Raw genomic sequence first — 24,731 nt, 5'->3', positions numbered from 1 at the left:
AGGCAGCTGAGGAATATGAGGAAGCGCTTTCATTTTGTAATAAAAAGAGAAAGGCTTCGATTAAACCAGCCTTTCTCTTTTTATTTTAGGATAATACTTTCATCACATTTTTGACAGATTCAACTGATTTATTCAGCTGTTCTTTCTCGTATTCTGTCAATTCAAGCTCAATGATTTGTTCAAGCCCGTTTCCGCCGACAATTGTAGGAACACCAAGGTAGATGCCTTCATAGCCGTATTCTCCTTCAAGATAAGCAATTGTAGGAAGGACGCGGCGCTGATCTTTTAAGATTGCTTCGATCATTTCTGTCAGTGAAGCCGCAGGCGCATAATACGCGCTTCCGTTTCCTAAGAGATTCACGATCTCGCCGCCGCCTTTTCTTGTGCGCTCCACAATCGCGTCAATCCGGTCTTTTGGAATGAGGGTTTCAAGCGGGATACCGCCAGCATAAGAATAACGTACAAGCGGCACCATATCGTCACCGTGTCCGCCGAGAACAAAACCAGTCACATCTTTCACTGACAAGTTTAATTCCTCCGCCACAAACGTTCTGAATCTTGCCGTATCAAGCACACCTGATTGGCCGATCACGCGCTCTTTCGGGAAGCCAGATTCTTTATATACTGCGTATGTCATTGCATCAACAGGGTTTGTCAAAACCACAATGATAGAGTCAGGAGAATATTTCACGATTTCTCGTGTGACGCTTCTCATAATTTTTTCGTTTGTAGAGACTAGATCATCCCTGCTCATACCAGGTTTTCTTGCAATACCGGCTGTAATGACAACAATGTCAGAACCAGCCGTATCCTCATAATTAGATGTACCCGTAATTTTCGCGTCAAAGCCTTGAACCGGGCTGGCTTCCAGCATATCAAGGGCTTTTCCTTTCGTCGGGTTCTCCAATTGCGGGATATCAACGAGAACAACGTCCGCCAGCTCTTTTTGAGCGGTTAAGAAAGCTGTTGTCGCTCCGGTAAAACCTGCTCCGATAACAGAAACTTTTTTACGAGTATTTCCCATGTCTCTCTTCTCCTTTATGGCTAATTTTAGGCTGTTTCCTTGCTTAGTCCATGTTTTTAATCAGTTCTTCTCCGAACTCTGAACATTTAACTTCAGTCGCGCCGTCCATTAATCTGGCAAAATCGTAAGTTACGACTTTGGAAGCGATTGTTTTTTCCATAGATTTAATGATTAAATCAGCCGCTTCATTCCATCCTAAATGCTCAAGCAGCAGCACACCTGAAAGAATAACTGAAGATGGGTTTACTTTATCAAGTCCGGCGTATTTAGGAGCCGTTCCGTGTGTCGCCTCGAAAATCGCATGTCCTGTTTCGTAGTTGATGTTCGCCCCAGGAGCAATACCGATTCCGCCTACTTGCGCCGCAAGAGCGTCAGAAATATAGTCTCCGTTAAGGTTCATTGTTGCAACAACATCAAATTCGCTTGGACGTGTCAGAATCTGCTGAAGGAAAATATCAGCAATGCTGTCTTTGATAATGATTTTGCCTGCTGCTTCTGCTTCGCTTTGCGCTTTATTAGCGGCGTCTTTTCCGTCTTTTTCAGCAATGCGGTCATATTCAGCCCATGTGAAGACTTTTTCGCCGTATTCTCTCTCTGCAAGCTCATAGCCCCAGTTTTTGAAGGCGCCTTCCGTGAACTTCATGATGTTTCCTTTGTGTACAAGCGTTACAGACTTGCGGCCGTGCTCAATCGCATATTCAATTGCCGCTCTGACCAGACGGCTTGTTCCTTCTTCAGAAACAGGCTTAATGCCGATACCTGATGTTTCAGGGAAACGGATTTTGTTGACATTCAATTCATTTTGCAGGAAGCTGATAAGCTTTTGCACTTCTTCAGAGCCTTTTGCGTACTCGATGCCTGCGTAAATATCTTCTGTATTTTCACGGAAGATGACCATGTCAGTATCCTCAGGGCGTTTTACCGGTGACGGCACTCCAGTAAAATATCTTACCGGTCTCAAGCAAACGAATAGGTCAAGCTCTTGTCTGAGCGCTACGTTCAAAGAACGGATACCGCCGCCGACAGGTGTCGTTAACGGGCCTTTAATCGCGATGAAATATTCGCGGATGACATCTAATGTTTCAGCAGGAAGCCACTCACCTGTTTTATTATAAGCCTTTTCTCCGGCATAAACTTCTTTCCACGTAATTTTCTTTTCACCTTTATATGCTTTTTCTACTGCGGCTTCCAAAACTTTTGAAGCCGCATTCCAAATATCAGGACCGGTTCCGTCTCCTTCAATAAAAGGGATAATCGGGTTGTTTGGTACGTTTAATACTCCGTTAGAGACTGTAATTTTTTCACCTTGTGCCACAATAAAAACCTCCCAGTATGTAATTCATATTTAGAAAACATTTTATTTTTCTTATATAGAAAACAAAATGATTTTTCTTAACATTCTAAAGTGTAAACCATCTTTGATGTTCTGAACAAGAGGCTAACTTCATTAACATAAGCCAGCCTCCCATGGTTCTTTAGGCTCTTTCTTCAATCGGAACAAAAGTTTGTTTGTCAGGGCCTGTGTAATCTGCACGCGGGCGGATCAGGCGGTTATTGTCATACTGCTCAAGGATATGAGCGAGCCAGCCGGACATTCTGCTCACAGCAAAAATCGGTGTAAACAGGTCATGGTCAATTCCGAGGCTGTGATAAACAGAAGCGGAATAAAAATCAACGTTAGGCGGAAGCTTTTTTTCTGATGTCACGATTTCTTCGATGCGAATCGACATGTCATACCATTTGCTTTCGCCAGTCAGGTTGGTCAGGCGTTTACTCATTTCTTTTAAATGTTTGGCGCGTGGATCGCCATGCTTATAAACGCGATGTCCGAAGCCCATTATTTTTTCTTTCTTTTCCATCTTGGCGCGAACGAAAGGCTCGACATTCTCCACTTCGCCGATCTCTGTCAGCATTTTCATGACGCCTTCGTTTGCACCGCCGTGAAGCGGGCCCTTCAGTGCGCCGATTGCGGCAGTAATGCCTGAATAGATATCAGAAAGTGTTGCGACGCAGACCCTTGCTGTGAACGTTGACGCGTTCAGCTCATGGTCAGCATGTAAAATCAGCGCTTTGTTGAAAGCCTCAACCTCAATTGGCGAAGGCTCTTCACCGTTTAATGTGTAGAGAAAATTCTCGGCAATGCCGTAGTCTTCTCTTGGCTCAACGGGTTCAAGACCTTTGCGGATTCTGGAAAACGCTGCAACCAGACCAGGCACCTTTGCCTGAAGGCGGATCGCCTTTCTGTAGTTGGCTTCCGGGTTCATGGTATCAGCCTCGCTGTCAAGCAGGCCTAGTAAAGAAATCGCTGTCCGAAGAGCAGCCATGGGATGAACATTTTCGAGGGAATAAGATTTGAAGTGCTCAATAATTTCTTGCGGAACGGCAGCTTCTTTTGCTAACTGCTGTTTTAACTCATCAAGCTCTTTTTTGTTTGGCAGCCTTAAGTGCCAAAGCAAGTAAATGATTTCTTCAAAGCTCGCATTCTCTGTCAAATCATCGATATCATACCCCACATATGTAAGGGTATCATCAATAATCGAACTAACAGATGATGTTGTTGCTACAACCCCTTCAAGACCGCGTGTCGCTGTCATATATAACATCTCCTTTTCAATAAATTTCCCCTTTAAGAGTGTTGTAAAAACATGAGGCTAACTTAAAAAGCATGTTGTAAGTATTTCTCCCCCCAAAAGAAAATGCTTACATTTTACTGCCTGCTGGTGCTGAAACCCTTTGCTTATGAAAGAACATAACAAATTCTTATAAGCTTTTTTAAGTTTGTGCCTATTCCTATTATAAACAATAATCAGACATTTGTTAAATGTTTACCTATAATTTTTTTTTTCATTCTATGATTTTCCCGAAAAAACGCCTTTATTTGCGGTTTTTTGGCATTAAAAAAAAGCGGCAGCAAGCCGCTTTTTTCATGAAGTGAACAGTTTTACGAGCTGCATCGCGATATAAGCAATCCCCGCTCCGATCAGCGGACCCACTGCGACTCCGCCGAAAAGCGCGACAGCGAGAATGGTACCGATGACAAGAGCAGTGGTGATGTGAGGATCGTTTTCCAACAGGGTCAGGCCATTTTTGGCAATCAGCGCAACGGCAATTCCCGCCCCCAATGCAATCCATGCGTAAGAAGAACGCATTGCCTCACCAAGCTGTTTAAATCCAATCTCTCCTGTGGCGATTGGAACAAGAACAGCAATTGTGATGACGGTCACGCCCCAGTTGATGCCTTTTGACTGGATAGTCGGGAAAAATTTTTGGTCAAGTCCCACGATTTTAATGATCAAAAGGACGGATACAGCAAAAAGCAGCGATTGATTTTTTGCGATAAGTGCAATAGCCAAGAGTAATATTAAAAATAAATTCGCTTGTGTAAACACGCGTCATCCCTCCTTTAAGATGAATGTATTCATATACAGCCGTACCGTGAATAAACATAACAATAGGACATGCTGACGAGAGGAGGATCGTTTTTGTGAATCAATCCTATATCACTATTTTTTTCCGAACCCTCTTTGTCGTGTCGCTTACAGCCGGATCAGCAGCCGCTGTTTATTATTCGTTTCCGTTAACATATCCGTTCCTCATTGCCCTTATTCTTTCAACAGCGATTCACCCTGTTGTAGACTACTTGGACAAGGTGACCGGATTCCCGCGAACTTTAAATGTCATCGGCGTGCTTGCCTTTTTTCTGCTCGCGGCGTTCGGTGTGCTGACCATTGTGATAGCAGAAATCGTAACAGGGACTGCATATCTTGCAAAAACCCTTCCCCCGCATATCAGCACATTTATCTCTTATTGTGAAAAACTGTTTACCACTCATATCCAGCCGCTCTATCACGAACTGACCGTTTTATTTCATGAATTGGAGACCAACCAGCAGGCTTCCATCGTCACTCACATTCAGACACTTGGAGATTCCGCTGCCAAAAACGCAGGACTGCTGCTGTCTCACATTCTTGAAATGATCCCGAAGTTTTTCGCGCTGCTTCCGAATACCGCGGCTGTTTTGATATTTTCACTTCTTGCTACATTTTTCATGACAAAGGATTGGCACAAGCTGAAAGCGATGCTCGTTTCAGTGCTGCCGGATCGAATAACAGCAAACGGAAAGGCGATCAGCAGCGAGTTAAAAAAAGCAATGACCGGTTTCATTAAAGCGCAGGCTGTTCTTGTATTCCTTACGATGGTCATTGTATTCATCGGTCTTTCTCTCTTAAAGGTTGAGCATGCAGCAACGATTGCTTTTTTAATCGGGCTAGTCGACCTTCTCCCTTATTTAGGAGCAGGATCCGTCTTCGTGCCGTGGATTTTGTATTTATCGATTACAGGCCAGCTTCCTCAAGCAATTGGAATTGGTGTGCTGTACCTTGTCGTACTCGTTCAGCGGCAGCTGACAGAGCCGAAAATATTAAGTAAATCAATCGGAATCGATCCGCTGGCAACACTCATTGCCCTCTTTGCCGGCTTTAAATTGTTCGGCTTTTTAGGACTGATTGCCGGTCCTGCCGTTCTCGTCGTCATCCAGGCTTTTATTACAACAGGTGCCTTAAAGGAAATATGGTCCTACATCACTGTCCAGCAAAAATAAAACAGCAGCCCATAATGCAGGCTGCCGTTTTTATTTTATAATGATCCGCTTGTTCTTCGACATACCTCTCAGCCATTTGAACAGGATCGGCTTACACCAGCTGCGGGTGAACGGGATAAGCAGGCATGCGCCGGCCAGGTCTGATAAAAAGCCTGGCAGCATCAGCAAAAGGCCGCCAATAAAGATGCACAGGCCGTCAGCAATCGCTTCACCAGGCATCTTTCCGTATTGAAGGTCACGCTGAACCTTGAAGTAAACTTCAGTTCCTTGTTTTTTGGCAGCTGCTGCCCCAATGATTCCGGTCAGAATCATCAAAAGGACCGTCGGAAGAATGCCGATCAGCTTGCCCGAAAATAGAAATATGCCGATTTCAATTGCCGGAAACACAATAAAAAGCAAAAATAAAAACCTCATCTCCAGCCCCCCACATGTGTAAAACGCCTTCGTTCAAAAATAGTGACAAATAGAGAAAAGGAAGGGAATACGCTCCCTTCCCATTTTCAGATGTGATTAAAGTACACTTGCACGGCCTTGGTAGACTGCCCCTCTAGAAGCGTCAACCGTAATATCCTGGCCTTCTGTCAAAATGGATGTCGCATTTTCCAAACCAACAATAACCGGAATGCCGAGGCTTAATCCGACTACTGCAGCATGGCTTGTCAAGCCGCCCTCTTCTGTAATAAGAGCAGACGCTTTTTCAAGAGACGCGATCATGTCACGGTCAGTGCTAGTAGTAACCAAAACCGCGCCGTCAGTCATTTTTTGTTCGGCTTCTTTCGCGTTTTGCGCAATGACAACCGGACCGTAAGCTGATTTGCGGCCGATACCTTGGCCTTTAGCAATGATATTGCCGACAGTATGAACTTTCATCAAATTCGTTGTTCCTGACTCACCGACAGTGCCTGCTGTAATGACGATCAGGTCACCATTTTTCACAATTCCGCTGTGTAATGATTTTTGCACAGCATCTTCCAGCATCTCATCAGTTGAGCTTGCATTTTGACCGCTTTCTGCGAAAACGCCGGATACAAGAGCAAGTTTTCTGGAAACAGAATCATTTACAGTCACAGCGACAATCGGTGCCTGCGGGCGGTATTTTGCAATCATACGCGCTGTATGGCCGCTTTCAGTCGGCGTTACAATCGCAGTAGCATTCAAGTTAATGGCTGTATGTGCAACAGATTGGCCGATTGCATCAGTAATCGTCATGCCTACTTGGTCTCTGCGTTTTGAAAGAATCTCTTTGTAATTCAGCGCCTCTTCAGAACGGGATGCGATGTTGTGCATCGTTTGAACCGCTTCAACCGGGTAGTTTCCGGCAGCTGTTTCACCAGAAAGCATGATCGCATCTGTGCCGTCGAAAATTGCGTTTGCGACGTCACTCGCTTCCGCACGAGTCGGACGCGGGTTGCGCTGCATGCTGTCAAGCATTTGTGTCGCTGTAATAACCGGTTTGCCCAGTGCGTTGCATTTTTTAATCAGGTCTTTTTGCACGAGCGGCACTTCTTCAGCCGGGATTTCCACACCTAAGTCTCCGCGCGCAACCATTAAGCCGTCAGACACTTCGAGAATAGAATCGATGTTGTCTACGCCTTCTTGGTTTTCAATTTTAGGGATAATTTGAATATCCTGAGCATTATGCTCCTCAAGAAGTTCACGGATTTCAAGCACGTCAGTAGAACGGCGTACAAAAGACGCAGCGATGAAATCTACCCCTTGCTCAATACCGAAAACGATATCTCTCGCGTCTTTCTCAGTAATACCAGGAAGGTTGACGCTGACACCCGGCACGTTAACGCCTTTTTTGTTTTTCAGTGTTCCGTTGTTTAGTACTTTTGTTTTGATTTCGCGTTTAGCGGCATTCACTTCAAGTACTTCAAGACCGATAAGCCCGTCATCTAAAAGAATCGTTGAGCCTTTTTCAACGTCCTCTACTAAACCTTCATATGTTACTGAAATCTTATCAGTTGTTCCAACTACCTCGTCCATTGAAACGATAAGCTCTTTGCCTGTTTCAAGCTCAATAGCACCGTTTTCCATAGTATGTGTACGGATTTCAGGGCCTTTTGTATCAAGCAGGATTCCGACGTTTTTGCCGAGCTTTTTGCTCGCTTCGCGGATATTTTTAATACGTGCTCCGTGCTCCTCAAAATCTCCGTGAGAAAAATTTAAACGAGCCACATTCATTCCTGACTCCATTAATTTCGTAAGCATTTCAATACTTTCACTTGCCGGACCGATGGTACAAACAATTTTTGTTTTTCTCAATTCGTTCACTTCCTTCTGAAATCTTCAGCCTTCTGCTGCATTCTTAAATAGACAGTTCTTTTGAAAGCTGATACATGTTTTGCTCAACTGTGTGTTTTTGATCCAGTATTTCTATAATATCATGGTCTACAAGCTTATTGTTTTGTATACCTACACAGCGTCCGCCTTTTCCTTCAAGCAGCAGTTCAACCGCATACGCGCCAAGTCGGCTTGCCAGAACACGGTCAGCAGCACTTGGGGAACCGCCGCGCTGGATATGGCCTAATACAGATACCCTAGTTTCAAGATTTGTTTCTTCTTCAATGCGTTTCCCGAATTCAACACCGCTGCCTACTCCTTCAGCAACGATAATAATACTGTGTTTCTTCCCGCGCTCATGACCGCGTTTTAGCCGGGCAATGATTTCGTGCATGTCGTAATCAGCCTCAGGGATCAAGATTGATTCCGCACCGCCTGCAAGTCCGGCCCATAATGCAATATCGCCGGCGTGGCGGCCCATCACTTCGATCACATATGTACGTTCATGAGAAGTCGCTGTATCACGAATCTTATCAATTGCGTCAATTACTGTATTTAAAGCTGTGTCGAAACCGATTGTAAAATCAGTACCCGGAATGTCATTATCAATTGTACCCGGTACACCTACACATGGAAACCCGTGCTCCGTTAATTTCTTCGCACCCATGTATGAGCCGTCTCCGCCGATAACGACAAGCCCTTCTATACCCAGCTTCTTCAAGTTTTCGATCCCTTTTTCACGGCCTTCAACCGTTTTGAATTCAGGACATCTTGCTGTATAAAGCTTTGTTCCACCGCGATGAATAATATCACCTACAGAACCGAGCTCTAGCTTTTCAATCTTTCCGCTGATCAATCCTGAGTATCCGTTATAAATGCCGTAAACTTCAACGTCATGATAAATCGCTTTTCTGACAACTGCGCGAACTGCTGCATTCATTCCCGGGGAATCCCCGCCGCTCGTCAATACCCCTATACGTTTCATTCTCCATTCACCTCAGCAAACATATATGATTAAAACATAACATGATCATTGCCCTAAAAACAATGAAAAGGGATCTCCATCCTCCCTATGAAACCTTACCTATTATACAATTAAATAAATTGTTTTTAAATAAAATTTAAGGAATGTCACAAAAAATAAACGTGAGCCAAAGGCTTCACGTTTATTTAGTTTACCCCGATATATTGATCTTCAATCGATACTTTCCCAATTGCTTTGTATTTTTCATAGCGCTGCTGAATTAATTCTTCTTCATTCAGCTTCAGCAAAGTCTTTAACGATTGTTTAAGGGTTTCATCCATGTAGCTTGCCTGCAGCTTAATATCGTGGTGCGCTCCGCCTTTTACTTCTTTTATCATATGATCTATAATACCTAATTCTTTTAAGTCAGGCGCAGTGATTTTCATTGTTTCCGCCGCTTTTTTGGCAAGACTGGAGTCCTTCCATAAGAGTGCCGCAGCACCTTCCGGAGAAATAACAGAATAAGTAGAGTTTTCCAGCATATGCAAGTGGTTGCCCACACCTAAACCTAGAGCTCCGCCGCTTCCGCCTTCGCCGATGACGATACAAACAACAGGCACTCTAAGGCCGGCCATTTCAAACAGGTTTTTAGCGATTGCTTCGCTTTGTCCTCTTTCTTCAGCTGCTCGTCCAGGGTATGCCCCCTTCGTGTCAATAAAACAGATAATCGGTCTGTTAAATTTATCAGCCTGTTTCATCAGACGAAGCGCTTTACGATAGCCCTCAGGATGAGGCATTCCAAAGTTGCGGACCAGGTTTTCCTTCGTGTCTTTTCCGCGCTGATGTCCGATAACTGTCACAGGCAGGCCGTGGAACTTGGCAATACCGCCGACAATGGCTTCATCGTCTCCGTACGCTCTGTCTCCGTGACATTCAAAAAAGTCTGTAAACAGGTAATGAATATAATCAAGTGTTGTCGGACGGTCCGGCAGACGTGCGATTTGAACACGGTCCCAAGGCTTCAGATTTTTATAAATATCATCCTGAAGCTTAGCTAGACGGTCTTCAAGCCGTTCGATTTCTGCACTCAGATCCATTTCCGAATCCTGGGTGAATTTTTTCAATTCGGCGATTTTGGTTTGCAGTTCAATCACCGGTTTTTCAAATTCTAATCTTGCAGCCACTCAATGTCACCTCCTGTTTGATGCATATCCAGCAGATTCTCTAACGTTTTTTTCATGTCGTCGCGGTGAATAACCGCATCAAGCTGTCCATGTTTTAATAAGAATTCCGCCGTTTGGAAATCCTCCGGCAGTTTTTCGCCTATTGTCTGTTCGATAATCCTTCTTCCGGCAAAACCGATCAGCGCGCCAGGCTCCGCAAAATTATAATCGCCAAGAGAAGCAAAGCTTGCCGATACCCCGCCGGTAGTCGGATGCGTCATGACTGAGATAATGAGACCCTGTTCCTCACTGAATAATTTTAAGGCAGAGCTTGTCTTTGCCATTTGCATAAGGCTTAATATGCCTTCCTGCATCCTTGCACCGCCGGAAGCAGTAAAAATAATAAACGGAACTTTATCCGCTTTTGCTTTTTCAATCGCAAGCGTGATTTTCTCGCCGACGACAGAGCCCATGCTGCCCATACGGAATGAAGAATCCATTACCGCGACAACAGCAGGTAATCCCCCGATGGTGCCCTTGCCTGTGACAACAGCCTCGTTTAAGGATGTTTTCTCGCGATCTTTTTCAAGCTTTTCCAGATATCCCGGGAAACCGAGCGGGTTTTCCGATAACATCCCCTGATTGAATTCCTCAAAGGACTGTTCATCCATCAAGCTTTCGATACGCTGTTTTGCATTCATTGGGAAATGATAATCGCAGTTCATGCATACCCGCATATTTTTATCCAACTCTTTAGTGAGCATGATTTTTTTACACTTAGGACATTTTGTCATAATGCCTTCCGGAACATCGTGCTTCGCTTGATCTGACGGTACGGAAGCATACTTTTTCTTTTTAGTGAATATATCCTTTAACAAATGATTACCTCCCTTTTGTGAAGGGTTCTCTTCACCGCATGCCATCCAGACAGATAGACTTGCTAATAACTTTACCGAAACTATTGTACTTTTTTTGTCAAACGCTGTCATCCTCAATTCGACAACTTTTTATCCGCAGACGCGTGCGGACAGACTCATGATAAACCTAATAAATCGTTGACCCAGTAAGGTTGGTAACGTATTCAAAAATCATGTTAAACTCGGCTGAAATTTTTTTAAGTCCTGACCCCCAAAAAATTTCAGCCGCAAGTTTAACTTGAGAACAGCGCGCCGGTCTCCGCCAACGCGCTGCCATTTTTGGAATGAATTAAAATTATTCGCCAATAATCGTAAGTTTTCTGGTTTTTTCTGCAACTTCTTCAGGATCTACAGTAATTCTTGCCACACCTGTTTCCATCGCCGCTTTCGCCACAGCCTTAGCCACAGCAGGCGCAACACGTTTATCAAACGGTGCAGGGATGACGTACTCTGGGCTAAGCTCATCGTCTGATACTAGTGAAGCAATGGCTTCAACCGCTGCAATCTTCATTTCTTCGTTAATGTGAGTAGCGCGCACGTCAAGCGCTCCACGGAAAATTCCCGGGAAGGCAAGCACATTGTTTACTTGGTTCGGGAAATCTGAACGGCCTGTTCCGATAACGCTTGCTCCAGCTTCACGCGCATCTTCCGGCATAATTTCCGGATTCGGGTTTGCCATTGCGAAAATGATCGGATCTTTCGCCATGCTTTGTACCATTTCTTTTGTTAGCGCACCTTCGACAGACACACCGATAAATACGTCAGCACCAGCGATCACATCTTCCAAAGAGCCGTCTTTACGGTCTTGGTTTGTGAATTTCGCCACTTCGTTTTTAACATCGTTCATACCGTTCGGACGCCCTTCATAAATGGCTCCTTTTGAATCGCACATCACGATGTCGCGCACGCCGAAATGGTAAAGAAGCTTAATGATCGCAATACCTGCAGCACCGGCGCCGTTAGCCACAACTTTAATGGAAGACATGGATTTTCCAGACAATTTCAGCGCGTTTACAAGACCAGCTACTGTGACAATCGCTGTGCCGTGCTGATCGTCATGGAAAACCGGGATGTTCGTTTCTTTTTTCAGACGCTCTTCAATGATGAAGCAGTTTGGCGCCGCGATATCTTCAAGGTTGACACCGCCAAATGTCGGTTCAAGCAATTTAACGGTTTCAATGATTTTATCAACATCATTTGTGCCCAAAGCAATCGGGAACGCGTCTACGCCGGCAAAGCTTTTGAAAAGAACGGCTTTACCTTCCATAACAGGAAGTGCGGCTTCAGGGCCGATATTTCCAAGGCCGAGCACAGCTGTACCGTCTGTCACAACTGCTACCATGTTCCCCTTCATTGTATAATCATATACTTTATTAATGTCTTCATGAATATCCTTACATGGTTCTGCTACACCCGGGGAATAAGCAAGGCTTAAATCTTTCGCATTTTTAACCTCTACTTTAGATTTGGATTCGAGCTTCCCCTGGTTCACTTTATGCAGATGTAATGCTTCTTCTCTTAATGACATTCTCCTAAACACTCCTTAATGGAATTTTTTGATTCGTATGCTGCTGCATTGATTGCTGCATTCTGCGGAGTTGATCTATCAGAATATTTAAACAGAGTAACATAATTGCTCCAATTGTATAACAAAAAGCGAATGGTTACCACTGTTTTAAAACGACGTTTTTTTGACCTAACAGCTCTTTTAAGCGGTATAACACCTGGTGATCCGCATCGATATGGAACGCCTCAGGAAGCTTTATCGTCTGTTTTTGCCTTTCATAATAGAGATAAACGCCGGTTTCCCCCTTATGCTCCAGCAAAATGCGCTTGATCTTTGTCAGGATCTCCTGACTGTGCTGACTGCTTTCTATCTTCATATAAACCGATAGCGCTTTTTCAGCATTCATATTTTCCAGCAATTCCGCTCTGGACATAATAAACTGGACTTTTTCCTGCCTGATTTCACATTTCCCTGCTGTGAACAATAGAGCGCCCTCTCTTAAAACCGGAGAAAGCTGTCTGAATTGTTCAGGGAACACAACGGCTTCCATTTCGCCGGTCTCATCACTTAACGTTAAAAACGCCATGTTTTGACCTGTTTTTGTCCGAATCGTTTTGATTTTCGACAGCAAGACACCGAGTGAAACCTGCTTTTTAACAGCCTGCTGAGCTTGCTGAATGGGTACCGCTCCTCGCGCTGTCAGCTGGTTTCGAAAGGCAGAGAGCGGATGATTTGAAAAATAAATACCGAGCGTTTCTTTTTCAAATGCAAGAATATCCACAAGCGGAAGCTCCTCGGTTTCCACGTACTTCGGTTTAATGGAGAACGATTCTTCTAAAAACAATCCCATTTGGTCATCGTCCGCGGCGAATAGCTCGGCATGCTCTAACGCAACGTCAATCGATGCGAGCAGCGTAGCCCGGTTTTGATCGAATTCGTCCATTGCGCCAGAAAATATGAGTGCTTCAAGCGTTTTGCGATTTACGCTTTTTGACGGCACGCGAAAGCAGAAATCGAAAAGATCTTCAAATGGTTTCTCTTTTCTTGCTTTATATATATCTTTGACTGCTGAGACGCCTACACTTTTTATCGCACGGAGGCTGTACCTGACAGCTCCGTCTTCAACTGTAAACGGATAGCTGCTTTTGTTCACTGACGGAGGAAGGATACGAATCCCGCTCCCCTTCGCTTCGTAAAGATATTGAGCTATTTTATCCTCATTGCCAATGACGCTTGTAAGCAATCCGCACATAAAATATAAAGGATAATGAGCCTTCAAATACGCAAGCTGGCAGCCGATCATGCTGTATGCCACCGCATGGCTTCTGTTGAAGCCATAGTTTGCGAATTTGACGATTAAATCGTAGACTTCATTTGCAGTGTCTACAGAATACTCCTTTTTTAAGCACCCTTCAACAAAATGGCTTCGCTCTCGGTCAAGAATGTCTTTCTTTTTTTTGCTGACTGCACGTCTGAGCAGGTCCGCCTCGCCTAAAGAAAATCCTGCCATACGCGAAGCAATCACCATAATTTGCTCCTGATAAACGATGACGCCATACGTATCTTCCAATATCCCTCTTAAATCTTCATGGGGATAATGAACCGGCACGCGCCCGTGTTTACGGTCGATAAATAACGGAATATTTTCCATCGGGCCGGGCCGGTACAGTGCGTTTACCGCGACAATATCTTCTAATCCTGAAGGCTTAAGCCTTTTCAAAACGCTTCTCATTCCTGAGGATTCAAGCTGGAAAATCCCTGTCGTATCCCCTTTTGACAGCAGGGAGAATGTTTTTTCGTCTTGATAAGAAATACTCGAAAGATCTATTTTAATATTTTTTTCTTTTTCAATCATTGAAGTGATGGACTCGATGAGTGTCAGGTTGCGCAAGCCCAAGAAATCCATTTTCAAAAGGCCCAGATCTTCGAGGTGATCCATCGCGTATTGCGTTAAATAGATCCCTTCATGTCCTTCCTGAAGCGGGACAACATCAGTTAACGGTTCCTCACTTAAGACAACGCCGGCCGCGTGGGTTGACGTATGTCTCGGAAGACCTTCTATTTTTCTGGCAATCGTAAACACTTGCTGAAGCAGACTTGACTCACTGAGTCGCTTATTCAGCTCCGGCGATTGCTTTCTCGCATCATCCAAGGTCATGCCCGGCCTTGAAGGAATGAGCTTCGCAAGCTGATCCGCTTCCTTCGGGCTTACACCGAATACCCTTCCGACGTCCCGAAGCGCCGCTTTTGCCGCCAGCGTCCCGAAGGTAATAATCTGGGCGACGTGCATTGCGCCGTATTTCTGCTGAACGTATTGAATGACCTCGTCCCTTCTCGTATCCGGAAAGTCGATATCAATATCCGGCATACTGATTCGTTCCGGGTTTAAAAACCTTTCAAACAGCAGGTGATGCTTGATCGGATCAACGTCCGTGATATAGAGGACATAAGCTACGAGCGATCCCGCCGCAGAACCCCTTCCCGGTCCTGTCACAATCCCTTTTTCATGGGCGTGCTTCATAAAATCCCATACGATCAGAAAATAATCGCTGAACTTCATCCGCTTGATGACATCAAGTTCATATTGAAGACGTCGAATATACTGTTCATCTGGTGTATCGAAGCGGCTGCGAAGCCCTGTCATACAAACATCCGTCAAATAATCATCCGCGGATGTACCGCCTGGAGTCGGAAATGATGGCAGGCGGGTCTGTCCCAGACTGACGTCAACCCGGCATTGTTCTGCAATCTCAACAGATGCTTGCAATGCCTCAGGATGTTCTTGGTATATAACACGCATTTCATCAATGGATTTCAAGTCGAGATCCGGCATCTCTTCGTTTGATGCCTCAGTGAGTTTTTCACCTGACTTTATCGCTTTCAAACAGCGATAGGCAGCCTGATCTTCTTTCCTTATATAATGAACATCGCCTGTCGCCGTGACCGGAATTCCCGTTTCTTCAGACAGCCGGAGGATTTGCTCAGATAAGAATTTATTTTCTTTAAACGGCTGAAAGGATAAATAAAAAGCGTCTTTTCCGAATATAGACTGAAAATGAAGTGCGGCTTGAGCGGCCTGGTCAAACAGCCCTCCTTCAAGCAGCATTTCAATATAGCCCTTCTCGCCGGGGGTGATCGCAATAATGCCTTCGCGATAGCTGTTAAGCCATTTTGGCTTCAGGCCGTTTTTTGATTTCGATTGCAGGACGCTGCTGATTTTCAGCAGGTTTTGATAGCCTGTATTTGATTTTGCCAGCAGGACGAGAGGGTAGGCTTCGAGCTCATCATCATCTGTGAAAACAGAAGCCGTCAAGCCGATAATCGGGTTGATCCCCCTCGCCTTGCATGCTTTATAAAATTGTATAGCTCCGTACATGACATGATCATCTGTCAGCGCCAAAGACGCATATCCGAGCCTGTCAGCTTCACTGACGAGCTCTTCCACAGCCGCGGCGCTGTTTAGCAGGCTGTACCCGCTATGCACTTGCAGGTGAACAAAAGACATGCTATCACCTCTTTCTCCATTACGATCCATTTCTTTCTTCATTATAAGTCGGGTTTTCAAAAGAAACAAATGTTCTTTTTCGAGTCGTCATCATACTTGTCCCGAATGCTCAATATGATATAAAAGGTGAGGTGATCAAGATGGATCAGGAAGCTGGTTTTATGGTAAATTTTATCAACAGTTATTTTATAGCATTAGGGGTGCTGATCGGAGGCGCACTCATCGGAGGCCTTGGAGCATATTTGGCAGGCGAAGCCCCGCTTACGGTTATTACAAAGCTTGCGAACAGATTAAAAATATGGGCGCTGGTCGCCGCTATCGGCGGTACATTCGATGCGGTATACAGCTTTGAACGGGGTATTCTTGAAGGCAATACGAGAGATTTATTCAAGCAGATTCTTCTCATTATCTCGGCCATGGGCGGGGCGCAAAGCGGCTGGCTTATTATTTCATGGCTGACGCAGGAGCATATTTCTTCATGAGAGTGCCGCAGCATTACAAGAAACCGGGATGGCAGCGTTTTTTTGCAGGTATGATGTGCGGAGCCGTGATCAGCTGGTTTTTTTTCCTGTTTACATACGGAACATTCCAGGAGGAGCAGGTTTCCCTCATCGAAAAACAAAAAGAGCACGTCAAAGACTTGAACGACCAAATTTCCATCTATCAGGAAGACCTCCACAAACTAAATGAAGACAATAAAAGAAAACTGCTTATTCAAAGCGTCGATGTCAAATTGCTGAATGGAGAAAAATATAAAATCTCGCAGCCTGATAAAACAAAATTCGAGGAGCATGTAAAGGATGATATTTCAGAGGTCATTACAAAGGATATAGAAAGCGTCTATAAAACGAAGGAGCTTTTAAAACGGACAATTGAAAATAAAGTCTATACGATCAATGAAAAAAAATATGAGGCAGCCGTCAAGGAATTAATTATTTACACAAGGCTTTCGGTAGAAATCGAAATATCATTCGCGACGTAAATATGGAATTTTTTTAAATTTTTCAAACTCCTGTCGCTTTTTCCCATTCTTTTTTATAAACTATAAATGAGGCTTAATAGCGAAAGGAGGAGGAAGGGAAATGGAGGTTTACAGTGACCGTCAGTTAGCAAAAGATCAAGCAGCCCGACTCAGACAAGGTTTTTCTGCATATGCCGAAACAAACTCACTCGCTTCCCTCATCAAAAAAGAACTTCAATCTCACAATCTCCAAGTCTACGAGGACCTTACTGAGTTCGGCTGCTGGTTCATCCCCGTCACAGATGAACACTAAGAGAGAGGGTCTCCCCTCTACTTGTGTTCTTTACATAACGTCTCCAGATCAGCTAAAATCTGTTCCGCTTTATCCCAGCTGTAAATGGAGGCGCCTGAAGCCAGAGGATGCCCTCCGCCGTTATATTTCCGGGCGAGTCCGTTAATAACAGGCCCCTTTGAACGGAATCTGACTCTGATTTGATCGTCTTCTTCTATGAAAAACACCCATGCGCGAATACCTGAGATATTTCCAAGCGTCCCGACAAGCTGCGACGCTTCAGAAGCCGTTGTGCCGAACCTTTCAAGAGTATCCTTTTTGATGAAAACAGAAGCAGCGCCATTTTCAGACAAAGACACATTTTGAAAGATATAGCCGTTAAGCTTCACCACATTCAGTTTTGTTTCATACAATTGATTAAACAGCTCTGAAGAAGAGAACGGATACTTAATAAGCTCGCCTGCATATTTTAATGTTTTTTCCGTTGTATTGGGAAATAAGAAGCGTCCGGTATCACTGACAATGCCGGCATAGATCAGCTTTGCGGCTTTTGTATTCAGCTTCCAGCCGTGCTCTTTTCCTTCTAAATACAGCTCGTAAATCATTTCACTTACTGAGCTTGCATTCGTATCGACCCACAGAAGATCGCCGTAAGGATCTTCGTTCGGATGGTGGTCGATTTTCATTAGTTTGGCGCCTGATAAATAACGCTGATCGTCGATTCTTTCCTGATTTGCCGTATCGCAGACGATCACAAGGGCGCCTTTATATGTTTCATCGTCCACCTCATCGAGGGTATATAAGAAAGAGAGGGACGGTTCTGGCGTGCCGACCGCAAAAATATTTTTTTCAGGATACGTTTCACGCAGGATTTCCGTAAGTCCGCACTGAGATCCGTAGGCATCCGGGTCAGGGCGCACATGTCTATGTAAGATAATCGTGTCATATAATGATATGGTTCTGATCAATTCAGTTTTCATTTGATACTCCTTTATTGTTTTTTTTCATTAAATCACATTCTCTGCCGACGGAAAAGAAAAATAACGTCAAAACCAAGCCCGTTTTTGTATAGAATGGGTTTGTAAACTTTTACGATGGAGGATTTCATTTATGCTGGTTCTTGTTTTTTTGATTGGGCTTTCAGCCTGCTTTTATGTGTACTATAAAGTAAAAGGCGTACGGGCAAAGCAATCTTTGGAAAAAGAAATCTTTTCAGCAAAATCTAGCATGGCATTAGGATCGCTGGTGCTGTTTTACGGACTCAATCAAATGATATTATTCCATTCAGTATTAACGTTAGTAATCGGCGGCATCTTTATCGTCATCGGAGCCGGAAGCGCATGGGCAGGTTATAAAGCCTACAGCCATTACAATCCCCTTCACGCCAAAGAAGCTGAAAGAGATCACGCGTAAGGGGCGCCTGAGACGTCCCTTAGCTTCTTTCCATCAGCTGAACCATCAGCATTGCTTTAGATACGATATGGCCTTGGCTGTGCACTTCAACTTCCATTTTTCCGAACTTTCTTCCAGCCTCTAAAATGCGCGGCTTGACTTCGATGACCGACTCCATCTGCACAGGCTTCAAAAAGAAAATGGTGATGCTTTCTATCACTAGTTCGCCGCGTTTTTTCGAGCGCAAAAACCGATTGGCCGCTTGCGTCAAAATGGTCGTAAACACGCCATAAGAAATCGTCCCCAGCTGATTTGTCATTTGCGGCGTTACTTCATACTGATAAACCGTCTGATCCTGTTTATCATCATCCTCATCTTTAAATCCTCTTGAGACGATATCATCAAGCTTTTCCCCGACTTGAGGCTGCTTTTGAATCATTTGAAGAGCTTTCAGCACGTCTTGGCGGCTGATCATGCCAATCAGTTTTTGGTGTCCGTCAGTGACGGGAAGCACTTCGATCCCTTCCCATACCATCATTTGCGCCGCTGAGGCGACAGACGTTTTTCCAATAACCGTAACCGGATTTTTTGTCATGACTTTTTCAATGGGTGCATTCCGGTCGTGACCTGCGATATCTTTCGAAGTCAAGATCCCGTGGATTTTCATTTGTTCGTCGACAACCGGGAAACGCCCATGGCCCGTTTCAAAATTTTTCTCGTACCATTTTTCAAGTTTATCCTTGGGTGAAAGATATATCGTACGGTCAGCGGGCGTTAAAATGTCCTCCACCAGAACGATTTCTTTTTTGATCAGCTGGTCATAAATCGCCCGGTTAATCATAGCGGCGACTGTAAAGGTGTCATAGCTCGTGGATAAAATCGGCAGCTCAAGCTCGTCTGCCAGCTGCACGATGCTGTCATCTGTGTTAAATCCGCCCGTTACAAGTACAGCGGCGCCTGCCTCAAGCGCCTGTCTGTGTGCATTGATTCGATTTCCGACAATCAAAAGATTTCCGGCTGCCGTGTACCGCATCATCGCATCCAGCTCCATTGCGCCTATGACAAATTTATTTAATGTCTTATGGAGTCCGGCCCGGCCTCCGAGCACTTGTCCGTCTATGACGTTTACAACCTCTGCATATGTAAGCTTTTCGATATTTTCTTTTTTCTTTTGTTCAATTCTGATTGTTCCGACACGTTCAATCGTACTGACAAAGCCTTTATTCTCTGCTTCCTTGATCGCTCTGTACGCCGTGCCTTCACTTACTTTCATTTCCTTTGCGATTCTCCGCACAGAAATTTTTTCACCGACAGGCAGCGAATCAATATATGTTAAAATTTGTTCATGCTTAGTTGCCAAACCTTTCACCTCTAAGGGACAGTCTTCTGCTTTTATTATAAGGGCTCGGATGATTGATTCGCAATGAGGCAGGAAAATAAAAAGGAAGCCTGCCCGGCTTCTTACAGCGCAGTGTTCTGTTGGGTGCTGAAGAACGAATCCATCATTCAGACTTCCCGCAAGCGCCTGGCCTTCGTGATTCCTTTCACATCTATAAAAACAATGTCTTTATTTTTCTTTTATATTGATGTCAACTGCTGCTTTTACAATCTTTTTATTCCCTATTTTAGATAAAACAAATAAAACAGCAAACAGCCATATTGCTCCTATCGCCGTATAGATAAATGGATAAACAGCTGTGTTTTCAATCCATTCATTTATCAATGTTCTCGCATTTACTAATATAATAAATCCTCCTACAAGCACACCCATCAATTGCGGGTGAAATTTCTGTACGAGCCATGCTGCGATAGGGGCCGCGATAATTCCGCCAGCCATTAACGAACACACCCATAACCAATTGACATCCTCCCATCCCAATGAAACAAGAAAACCGACAGTTGCAGATACTGCGATGGCAAACTCACTAGTATCTACAGTTCCTACTACTTTCCTCGGACTCAGGCCTTTTCGGGATAATAAAATCGGCGTGGTGACGGGGCCCCAGCCACCTCCTCCTGTGGCATCTGCAAAACCGGCGATCACCCCTAAGGGAATGGATTGTTTTCTGCTTAACGGCACATGTTTTTTCTCAAGTGCAGGCTTGTATTGAAATAAAAATCTTATCAATACATATCCGCCCAGCAGGAGCAGAAACAAAGAAATATAGGGTTTCGCCACATCTCCGGGTAAATGGCTGAGAAATGCAGCGCCTAAAAAAGCCCCTATTGAACCGGGAATGACAAGCTGATAAACAGTTTGTTTGTCAACATTTCCAAATTTAATATGTGACACTCCTGATGCGGCAGTCGTGACGACTTCCGCTAAATGGACAGAAGCCGAAGCAACAGCAGGCGTTATGCTGAAAGCTAATAACAGCGAAGTTGAGGTAACACCATAAGCCATACCTAACGAACCGTCTATTAACTGCGATAACAAGCCTATAAATGCAAAAACAATTAATTTCTTCATCAGCACACCTCGTCTGTATCAATCGAATATTTTCTCAAAGCAAACCATCTCTGACTCTTCATTCCTGCGTTCATTAACTTAATAATCTCTTAGCGCTTTCATATAAAAAATAAGAGGCTTTTATAATGGCAGTTTCATCAATTGTAAATGCCGGGTGATGCCAATCATGATCACCGCCTGTTCCAAAAAAAGCAAAGGATCCGGGAATATGCTCCAAATAGTAAGCAAAATCCTCCCCGGCAGTGGATGGGTCGGGTGAAATGACCTGAAGCTGTGCTTTATGAGCAGCAGCTCTTACAATTTCAGTTATTGCTGTATCATTACAAAGCGGCGGGGGTCCGGAAATCCACTTCACATTCGCCTTCAAAGAAAAAGCAGAAGAAATCTGCTCTGCAACAGACAGAAAACGCTGCTTCACTTGTTCCCGAACCTCTGAATCAAATGTTCGAACAGTGCCTTCGATCACCGCTGTATCGGGGATGACGTTCCATGTGCTGCCGCCTTCGATTTTCGCTACAGTTACAATCGCGCTTTTTAGCGGATTTACATTTCTGCTTACAATCGTTTGCAGGGCAACGATAAGCTGAGAGGCGCCGACAATAGGATCAAAACCATTATGCGGCAATGCTGCATGAGCGCCTTTTCCTTGTATCGCTACTTTAAATCGGTCAACAGCAGCCATAAGAGGGCCTGTTTTTAACCCTACAGCGCCAACCGGTATATCGGGTTTGCTGTGAAAACCGATAACTGCTTCAATGCCATCCAATTGGCCATCCGCTATCACTTTTGCAGCGCCTGCGCCTGATTCCTCAGCCGGCTGGAATAACAAACGAACCTTTCCTTTCAGGCTAACTTGATTTTCCTTTAGCAAAAAGGCCGCACCAAGAAGCGCTGCCGTGTGAAAATCATGGCCGCACGCATGCATGATTCCTTTCTTTTTAGATGCATAGGGCAACCCTGTTTTTTCTTCGATTGGCAGCGCGTCAATATCAGCCCTCAAAGCAATGGCCGGACCTTCTGACTCCCCTGCTATATCTGCGAATACACCTGTTTTTAATGATGTAGGACGAATTGGTATACCCTTTTCTCCAAGGCATTTTGCAATAAAATCGGTTGTTTCAAATTCTTCTTTTGACAGCTCGGGGTATTGGTGCAGATGCCGGCGTATTGCGATGAGCTCTTTTTCAAGCGATAAGAGATTCAATGGATTATGCTCGCTATCATCTTCAATTGTTTTTGCTGTCTGATATGGGTATGTCCCTTCTATATTTCTCCAATAATCTAAAGACATGTTTTCTCCTCCTTTCAGCTCTTTACCTATCTGCCTTTAACATCACAAGATCTCCAGTCTCTTCAATATAAGCAGTAATAAAACGGCTCAATTTAAATGCAAGACCGCCCGGCCCAAATTTTACACACTTACCGGGAGGGTTCTCATTCTCTGCCTGCAAAAAGCTTAAAAAAGATAGAATATATATTCGCCGATATGCAACTTGTGTAATACCATAATCAAAAAACCAATTGTCAATCACATTGTAGACACCGCGGTTGATGCCGTATAAACTGTTACACTTCTTGTAAAAGCTGAGATCCGGAAGATTTAACTCAGGGTGCGAGAGCAGGCTTTCTTTATTTTGAGATGCAATTCCCATACGTTCAAAGCGTTTGGAAGCGTATGAAATATCCTTTTTGATTTGCTCTTTTAGTGACTCCAAAGAATAAAACCTTCTTTCATCTCTTATTTTAAAGAGAATGCTGCATTCCATATGTTCTCCGTAGATCTCCCTATCAAAGTGAATCAAAAAAATCTCAATGGTTTTTTTCAGATTAGGACCAATCGTTGGTTTCACTCCGATATTCATAACCCCTAAATAAAATTGCTGATTGATCGCCGTCAGAACGCCGTTAGGAAGCCCGTTTATTTCGGTTTCTATATTCGCTGTGGGAAATCCTAATTTTCTGCCCAACTGTTTTCCTTTCACAACCGTACCTGCAATGATTGCCAAAAAAGTCATCCTCCTCCCGCTTCTCCTATTAATGATTTGATGAATGTACAAAAGGATGATGAACCGAAGTATCAAGCCCAAGATTTTCCCGCAATGTCCCGCCGTTATATTCTCTGCGGTACAGCCCTCTTTCTTGAAGAATCGGAATCACTTTTTCTACAAAGGCATCAAGTGTTCCCGGGATATCCGACCCGATGATAAAACCGTCAGCAGCTTCGGCTTTGAACCAAGTCTCAAGCAAGGAGGCGACCTGCTCTGGTGTACCGATGAATGGAGTCCTTGGAAAAGCCATTTCCCGCGCCACTTCCCGTAGTGTCAGATTTCTGGCTTTCGCTTCTCTCTTAATTCGATCTGTTGTGCTTTGAAAAGCGTTCTTTCCAACTTCGCCAATATCGGGAAACGGTTCATCAAGCGGGAACACACTCAGATCGTAATCATCAAAAAATCTCCCCAAATAAGTAACTGCATTCTCAATCGGAATCAATTCTGCAAATTCCCGGTATTTCTTCTCTGCTTCTTCTTCCGTATCTGCCACAATCGGGCTGATTCCCGGAAAAATCAGCACGCTGGAAGGGTCGCGCCCTTGAGCGGCAGCCCGCTTTTTAATATCCGCATAAAATGCGATTGTCTCGCCTAATGAATTGGAATGGGTAAAAATCGCATCTGCATTTTTGGCCGCAAATTGACGGCCTGTTTCTGAAGAACCCGCTTGAAACACGACAGGCTCTCCCTGATTTGAGCGCCCGATATTTAAAGGCCCCTCTACTTGAAAATACTCTCCTTTGTGATTCAGACGATGAAGCTTTGCCGGATCAAAAAACTGCCCTGTTTCTTTATTGTGTATAAATGCGTCCTTCTCCCAGGAATTCCACAAACCACGCACAACATCCAAATGCTCTTGAGCAATAACGTAACGCTCGGTATGTTCTGGCAGTCTGCTTCTGCTATGATTGCGTGCAGCTCCTTCCTGCGGAGAAGTAACCAGATTCCAGCCAGCCCTCCCCCCGCTGATGTGGTCCAGCGACATTAACTGCCTTGAAATCGTAAATGGCTCAGTAAAAGAAGTAGAGAACGTACCTACTAAACCAATGTTTTTTGTGACGGACGCAAGCGCCGATAATATGGTGATAGGTTCAAATCGATTTAAAAAATGGGGAATTGATTTTTCAGAAATAAATAAGCCGTCTGCAATGAAAATGAAACTGAACAAGCCTTTTTCAGCTGTTTGAGCCTTTTGCTTGTAAAATTCCACGTTTGTACTTGCGGAAGGATCGACTTCAGGGTGACGCCAGCCGTCAGTTGTTCCCCCAACCCCATGAATAATGGCTCCAAACTGAATATCATTTCTTCGCGTCACCTTTTTTCCTCCTTTATCTGAGCGTAATTGGCAAGTGCAAGCTCAAGATTTTTAATACCAATTTCAGTAATCCCTTCATAACGATTACCGCTGCCAACTTCTACCACAGGAACGTGGCGTACTCCGTATTTCACCTGTAAAATGTCTCTCAGCTCTTCCTTCTCCGAAACATCGATATTTTGAAATGCTATTGCTTTTTCATGTAAGTAATTTTTGACTTCTTCGCAATATGCACAGCCTTTCTTACTCCAAACCACAACGTTGACAAAATCGCTCATGTTTTATCC

At 44.3% G+C, this 24,731-nt stretch carries 23 protein-coding genes; 5 read left to right on the top strand and 18 right to left on the bottom strand.

Annotated features, from left to right (window positions below):
* Nucleotides 1-85: 85 nt before the first annotated feature.
* The 4 genes from mdh to H7F27_RS06565 all read right to left on the bottom strand — a co-directional run bounded on the left by mdh (nucleotide 86) and on the right by H7F27_RS06565 (nucleotide 4,413).
* The gene (gene mdh / locus H7F27_RS06580) at nucleotides 86-1,024 is read right to left on the bottom strand and encodes a malate dehydrogenase (RefSeq protein ID WP_010335270.1); all 939 of its coding nucleotides are present in this window, start codon (nucleotides 1,022-1,024) and stop codon (nucleotides 86-88) included.
* Between the two features lie 43 nt (nucleotides 1,025-1,067).
* Nucleotides 1,068-2,339, bottom strand: a complete 1,272-nt coding sequence (gene icd, locus H7F27_RS06575; protein ID WP_024122455.1) for an NADP-dependent isocitrate dehydrogenase — start codon at nucleotides 2,337-2,339, stop codon at nucleotides 1,068-1,070.
* Nucleotides 2,340-2,499: 160 nt separating this feature from the next.
* Nucleotides 2,500-3,618, bottom strand: a complete 1,119-nt coding sequence (citZ, locus tag H7F27_RS06570) for a citrate synthase (RefSeq protein WP_010335272.1) — start codon at nucleotides 3,616-3,618, stop codon at nucleotides 2,500-2,502.
* Nucleotides 3,619-3,948: 330 nt separating this feature from the next.
* Nucleotides 3,949-4,413 carry a DUF441 domain-containing protein gene (locus H7F27_RS06565; protein WP_010335274.1) on the bottom strand — a complete coding sequence of 155 codons (465 nt, stop codon included), beginning with the start codon at nucleotides 4,411-4,413 and terminating at the stop codon, nucleotides 3,949-3,951.
* 95 nt (nucleotides 4,414-4,508) lie between these two features.
* On the opposite strand from H7F27_RS06565, the gene ytvI reads away from it, so the two are divergent.
* Nucleotides 4,509-5,624: a sporulation integral membrane protein YtvI gene (gene ytvI, locus H7F27_RS06560; protein WP_024122456.1), complete on the top strand. Its 1,116-nt coding sequence runs from the start codon at nucleotides 4,509-4,511 to the stop codon at nucleotides 5,622-5,624.
* 30 nt (nucleotides 5,625-5,654) lie between these two features.
* Here the strand turns inward: ytvI and H7F27_RS06555 are convergent, their stop codons facing one another.
* From H7F27_RS06555 to dnaE, 7 genes are all read right to left on the bottom strand, one after another.
* A complete protein-coding gene (locus H7F27_RS06555) occupies nucleotides 5,655-6,038 on the bottom strand; it encodes an FxsA family protein (RefSeq protein WP_024122457.1) in 384 nt (127 codons plus the stop codon).
* A 96-nt stretch (nucleotides 6,039-6,134) separates the two neighbouring features.
* A complete protein-coding gene (pyk, locus tag H7F27_RS06550) occupies nucleotides 6,135-7,892 on the bottom strand; it encodes a pyruvate kinase (protein ID WP_024122458.1) in 1,758 nt (585 codons plus the stop codon).
* Nucleotides 7,893-7,935: 43 nt separating this feature from the next.
* The gene (pfkA, locus tag H7F27_RS06545; protein ID WP_024122459.1) at nucleotides 7,936-8,895 is read right to left on the bottom strand and encodes a 6-phosphofructokinase; all 960 of its coding nucleotides are present in this window, start codon (nucleotides 8,893-8,895) and stop codon (nucleotides 7,936-7,938) included.
* Nucleotides 8,896-9,080: 185 nt separating this feature from the next.
* The gene (gene accA / locus H7F27_RS06540) at nucleotides 9,081-10,058 is read right to left on the bottom strand and encodes an acetyl-CoA carboxylase carboxyl transferase subunit alpha (protein ID WP_024122460.1); all 978 of its coding nucleotides are present in this window, start codon (nucleotides 10,056-10,058) and stop codon (nucleotides 9,081-9,083) included.
* Complete coding sequence (accD, locus tag H7F27_RS06535; protein ID WP_024122461.1) at nucleotides 10,043-10,915, bottom strand: acetyl-CoA carboxylase, carboxyltransferase subunit beta; 873 nt, start codon at nucleotides 10,913-10,915, stop codon at nucleotides 10,043-10,045. The genes accA and accD overlap by 16 nt, the downstream gene beginning before the upstream one ends.
* A gap of 334 nt (nucleotides 10,916-11,249) precedes the next feature.
* The gene (gene maeB, locus H7F27_RS06530) at nucleotides 11,250-12,482 is read right to left on the bottom strand and encodes an NADP-dependent malic enzyme (protein ID WP_095714225.1); all 1,233 of its coding nucleotides are present in this window, start codon (nucleotides 12,480-12,482) and stop codon (nucleotides 11,250-11,252) included.
* Nucleotides 12,483-12,618: 136 nt separating this feature from the next.
* Nucleotides 12,619-15,966 (bottom strand): DNA polymerase III subunit alpha, encoded by a 3,348-nt coding sequence (gene dnaE / locus H7F27_RS06525; protein WP_185848728.1) that lies wholly within the window; start codon nucleotides 15,964-15,966, stop codon nucleotides 12,619-12,621.
* A gap of 140 nt (nucleotides 15,967-16,106) precedes the next feature.
* On the opposite strand from dnaE, the gene ytrH reads away from it, so the two are divergent.
* The 3 genes from ytrH (at nucleotide 16,107) to H7F27_RS06510 (ending at nucleotide 17,240) form a co-directional block, all read left to right on the top strand.
* Nucleotides 16,107-16,448 (top strand): sporulation membrane protein YtrH, encoded by a 342-nt coding sequence (gene ytrH / locus H7F27_RS06520; RefSeq protein WP_024122464.1) that lies wholly within the window; start codon nucleotides 16,107-16,109, stop codon nucleotides 16,446-16,448.
* Nucleotides 16,445-16,948 (top strand): sporulation membrane protein YtrI, encoded by a 504-nt coding sequence (ytrI, locus tag H7F27_RS06515; RefSeq protein ID WP_024122465.1) that lies wholly within the window; start codon nucleotides 16,445-16,447, stop codon nucleotides 16,946-16,948. The genes ytrH and ytrI overlap by 4 nt, the downstream gene beginning before the upstream one ends.
* A 100-nt stretch (nucleotides 16,949-17,048) precedes the next feature.
* Complete coding sequence (locus H7F27_RS06510; RefSeq protein ID WP_010335284.1) at nucleotides 17,049-17,240, top strand: YtzJ family protein; 192 nt, start codon at nucleotides 17,049-17,051, stop codon at nucleotides 17,238-17,240.
* A 17-nt stretch (nucleotides 17,241-17,257) separates the two neighbouring features.
* On the opposite strand, the gene nrnA is transcribed toward H7F27_RS06510, so the two are convergent.
* Nucleotides 17,258-18,199 (bottom strand): bifunctional oligoribonuclease/PAP phosphatase NrnA, encoded by a 942-nt coding sequence (gene nrnA, locus H7F27_RS06505; protein WP_024122466.1) that lies wholly within the window; start codon nucleotides 18,197-18,199, stop codon nucleotides 17,258-17,260.
* Nucleotides 18,200-18,329: 130 nt separating this feature from the next.
* Here nrnA and H7F27_RS06500 point away from each other — a divergent pair, with 130 nt between their 5' ends.
* On the top strand, nucleotides 18,330-18,632 hold the full coding sequence (locus tag H7F27_RS06500; RefSeq protein ID WP_024122467.1) for a YtpI family protein: 303 nt from the start codon (nucleotides 18,330-18,332) through the stop codon (nucleotides 18,630-18,632).
* 19 nt (nucleotides 18,633-18,651) lie between these two features.
* Here the strand turns inward: H7F27_RS06500 and H7F27_RS06495 are convergent, their stop codons facing one another.
* From H7F27_RS06495 to H7F27_RS06470, 6 genes are all read right to left on the bottom strand, one after another.
* Complete coding sequence (locus tag H7F27_RS06495; protein ID WP_010335287.1) at nucleotides 18,652-19,971, bottom strand: CBS domain-containing protein; 1,320 nt, start codon at nucleotides 19,969-19,971, stop codon at nucleotides 18,652-18,654.
* 207 nt (nucleotides 19,972-20,178) lie between these two features.
* Entirely contained in the window at nucleotides 20,179-21,081 is a 903-nt protein-coding gene (locus H7F27_RS06490; protein WP_024122469.1) for a sulfite exporter TauE/SafE family protein, read from the bottom strand.
* Nucleotides 21,082-21,154: 73 nt separating this feature from the next.
* Nucleotides 21,155-22,372: an amidohydrolase gene (locus H7F27_RS06485; RefSeq protein WP_185848727.1), complete on the bottom strand. Its 1,218-nt coding sequence runs from the start codon at nucleotides 22,370-22,372 to the stop codon at nucleotides 21,155-21,157.
* A 22-nt stretch (nucleotides 22,373-22,394) separates the two neighbouring features.
* A complete protein-coding gene (locus H7F27_RS06480; protein ID WP_185848726.1) occupies nucleotides 22,395-23,087 on the bottom strand; it encodes an RNA-binding riboflavin kinase RibR in 693 nt (230 codons plus the stop codon).
* Between the two features lie 28 nt (nucleotides 23,088-23,115).
* Nucleotides 23,116-24,444 carry an LLM class flavin-dependent oxidoreductase gene (locus H7F27_RS06475; protein WP_105953413.1) on the bottom strand — a complete coding sequence of 443 codons (1,329 nt, stop codon included), beginning with the start codon at nucleotides 24,442-24,444 and terminating at the stop codon, nucleotides 23,116-23,118.
* Nucleotides 24,441-24,722 carry a glutaredoxin family protein gene (locus H7F27_RS06470; RefSeq protein WP_105990219.1) on the bottom strand — a complete coding sequence of 94 codons (282 nt, stop codon included), beginning with the start codon at nucleotides 24,720-24,722 and terminating at the stop codon, nucleotides 24,441-24,443. Before H7F27_RS06470 ends, H7F27_RS06475 begins: the two co-directional genes overlap by 4 nt.
* Between the last annotated feature and the right edge of the window lie 9 nt (nucleotides 24,723-24,731).

This window comes from Bacillus sp. PAMC26543 (genome assembly GCF_014250375.1).
Classification (GTDB): Bacteria; Bacillota; Bacilli; order Bacillales; family Bacillaceae; genus Bacillus; species Bacillus halotolerans.
The sequence above is the reverse complement of the archived record's forward strand: the minus strand, read 5'-3'. Positions and strand labels throughout refer to the sequence as shown.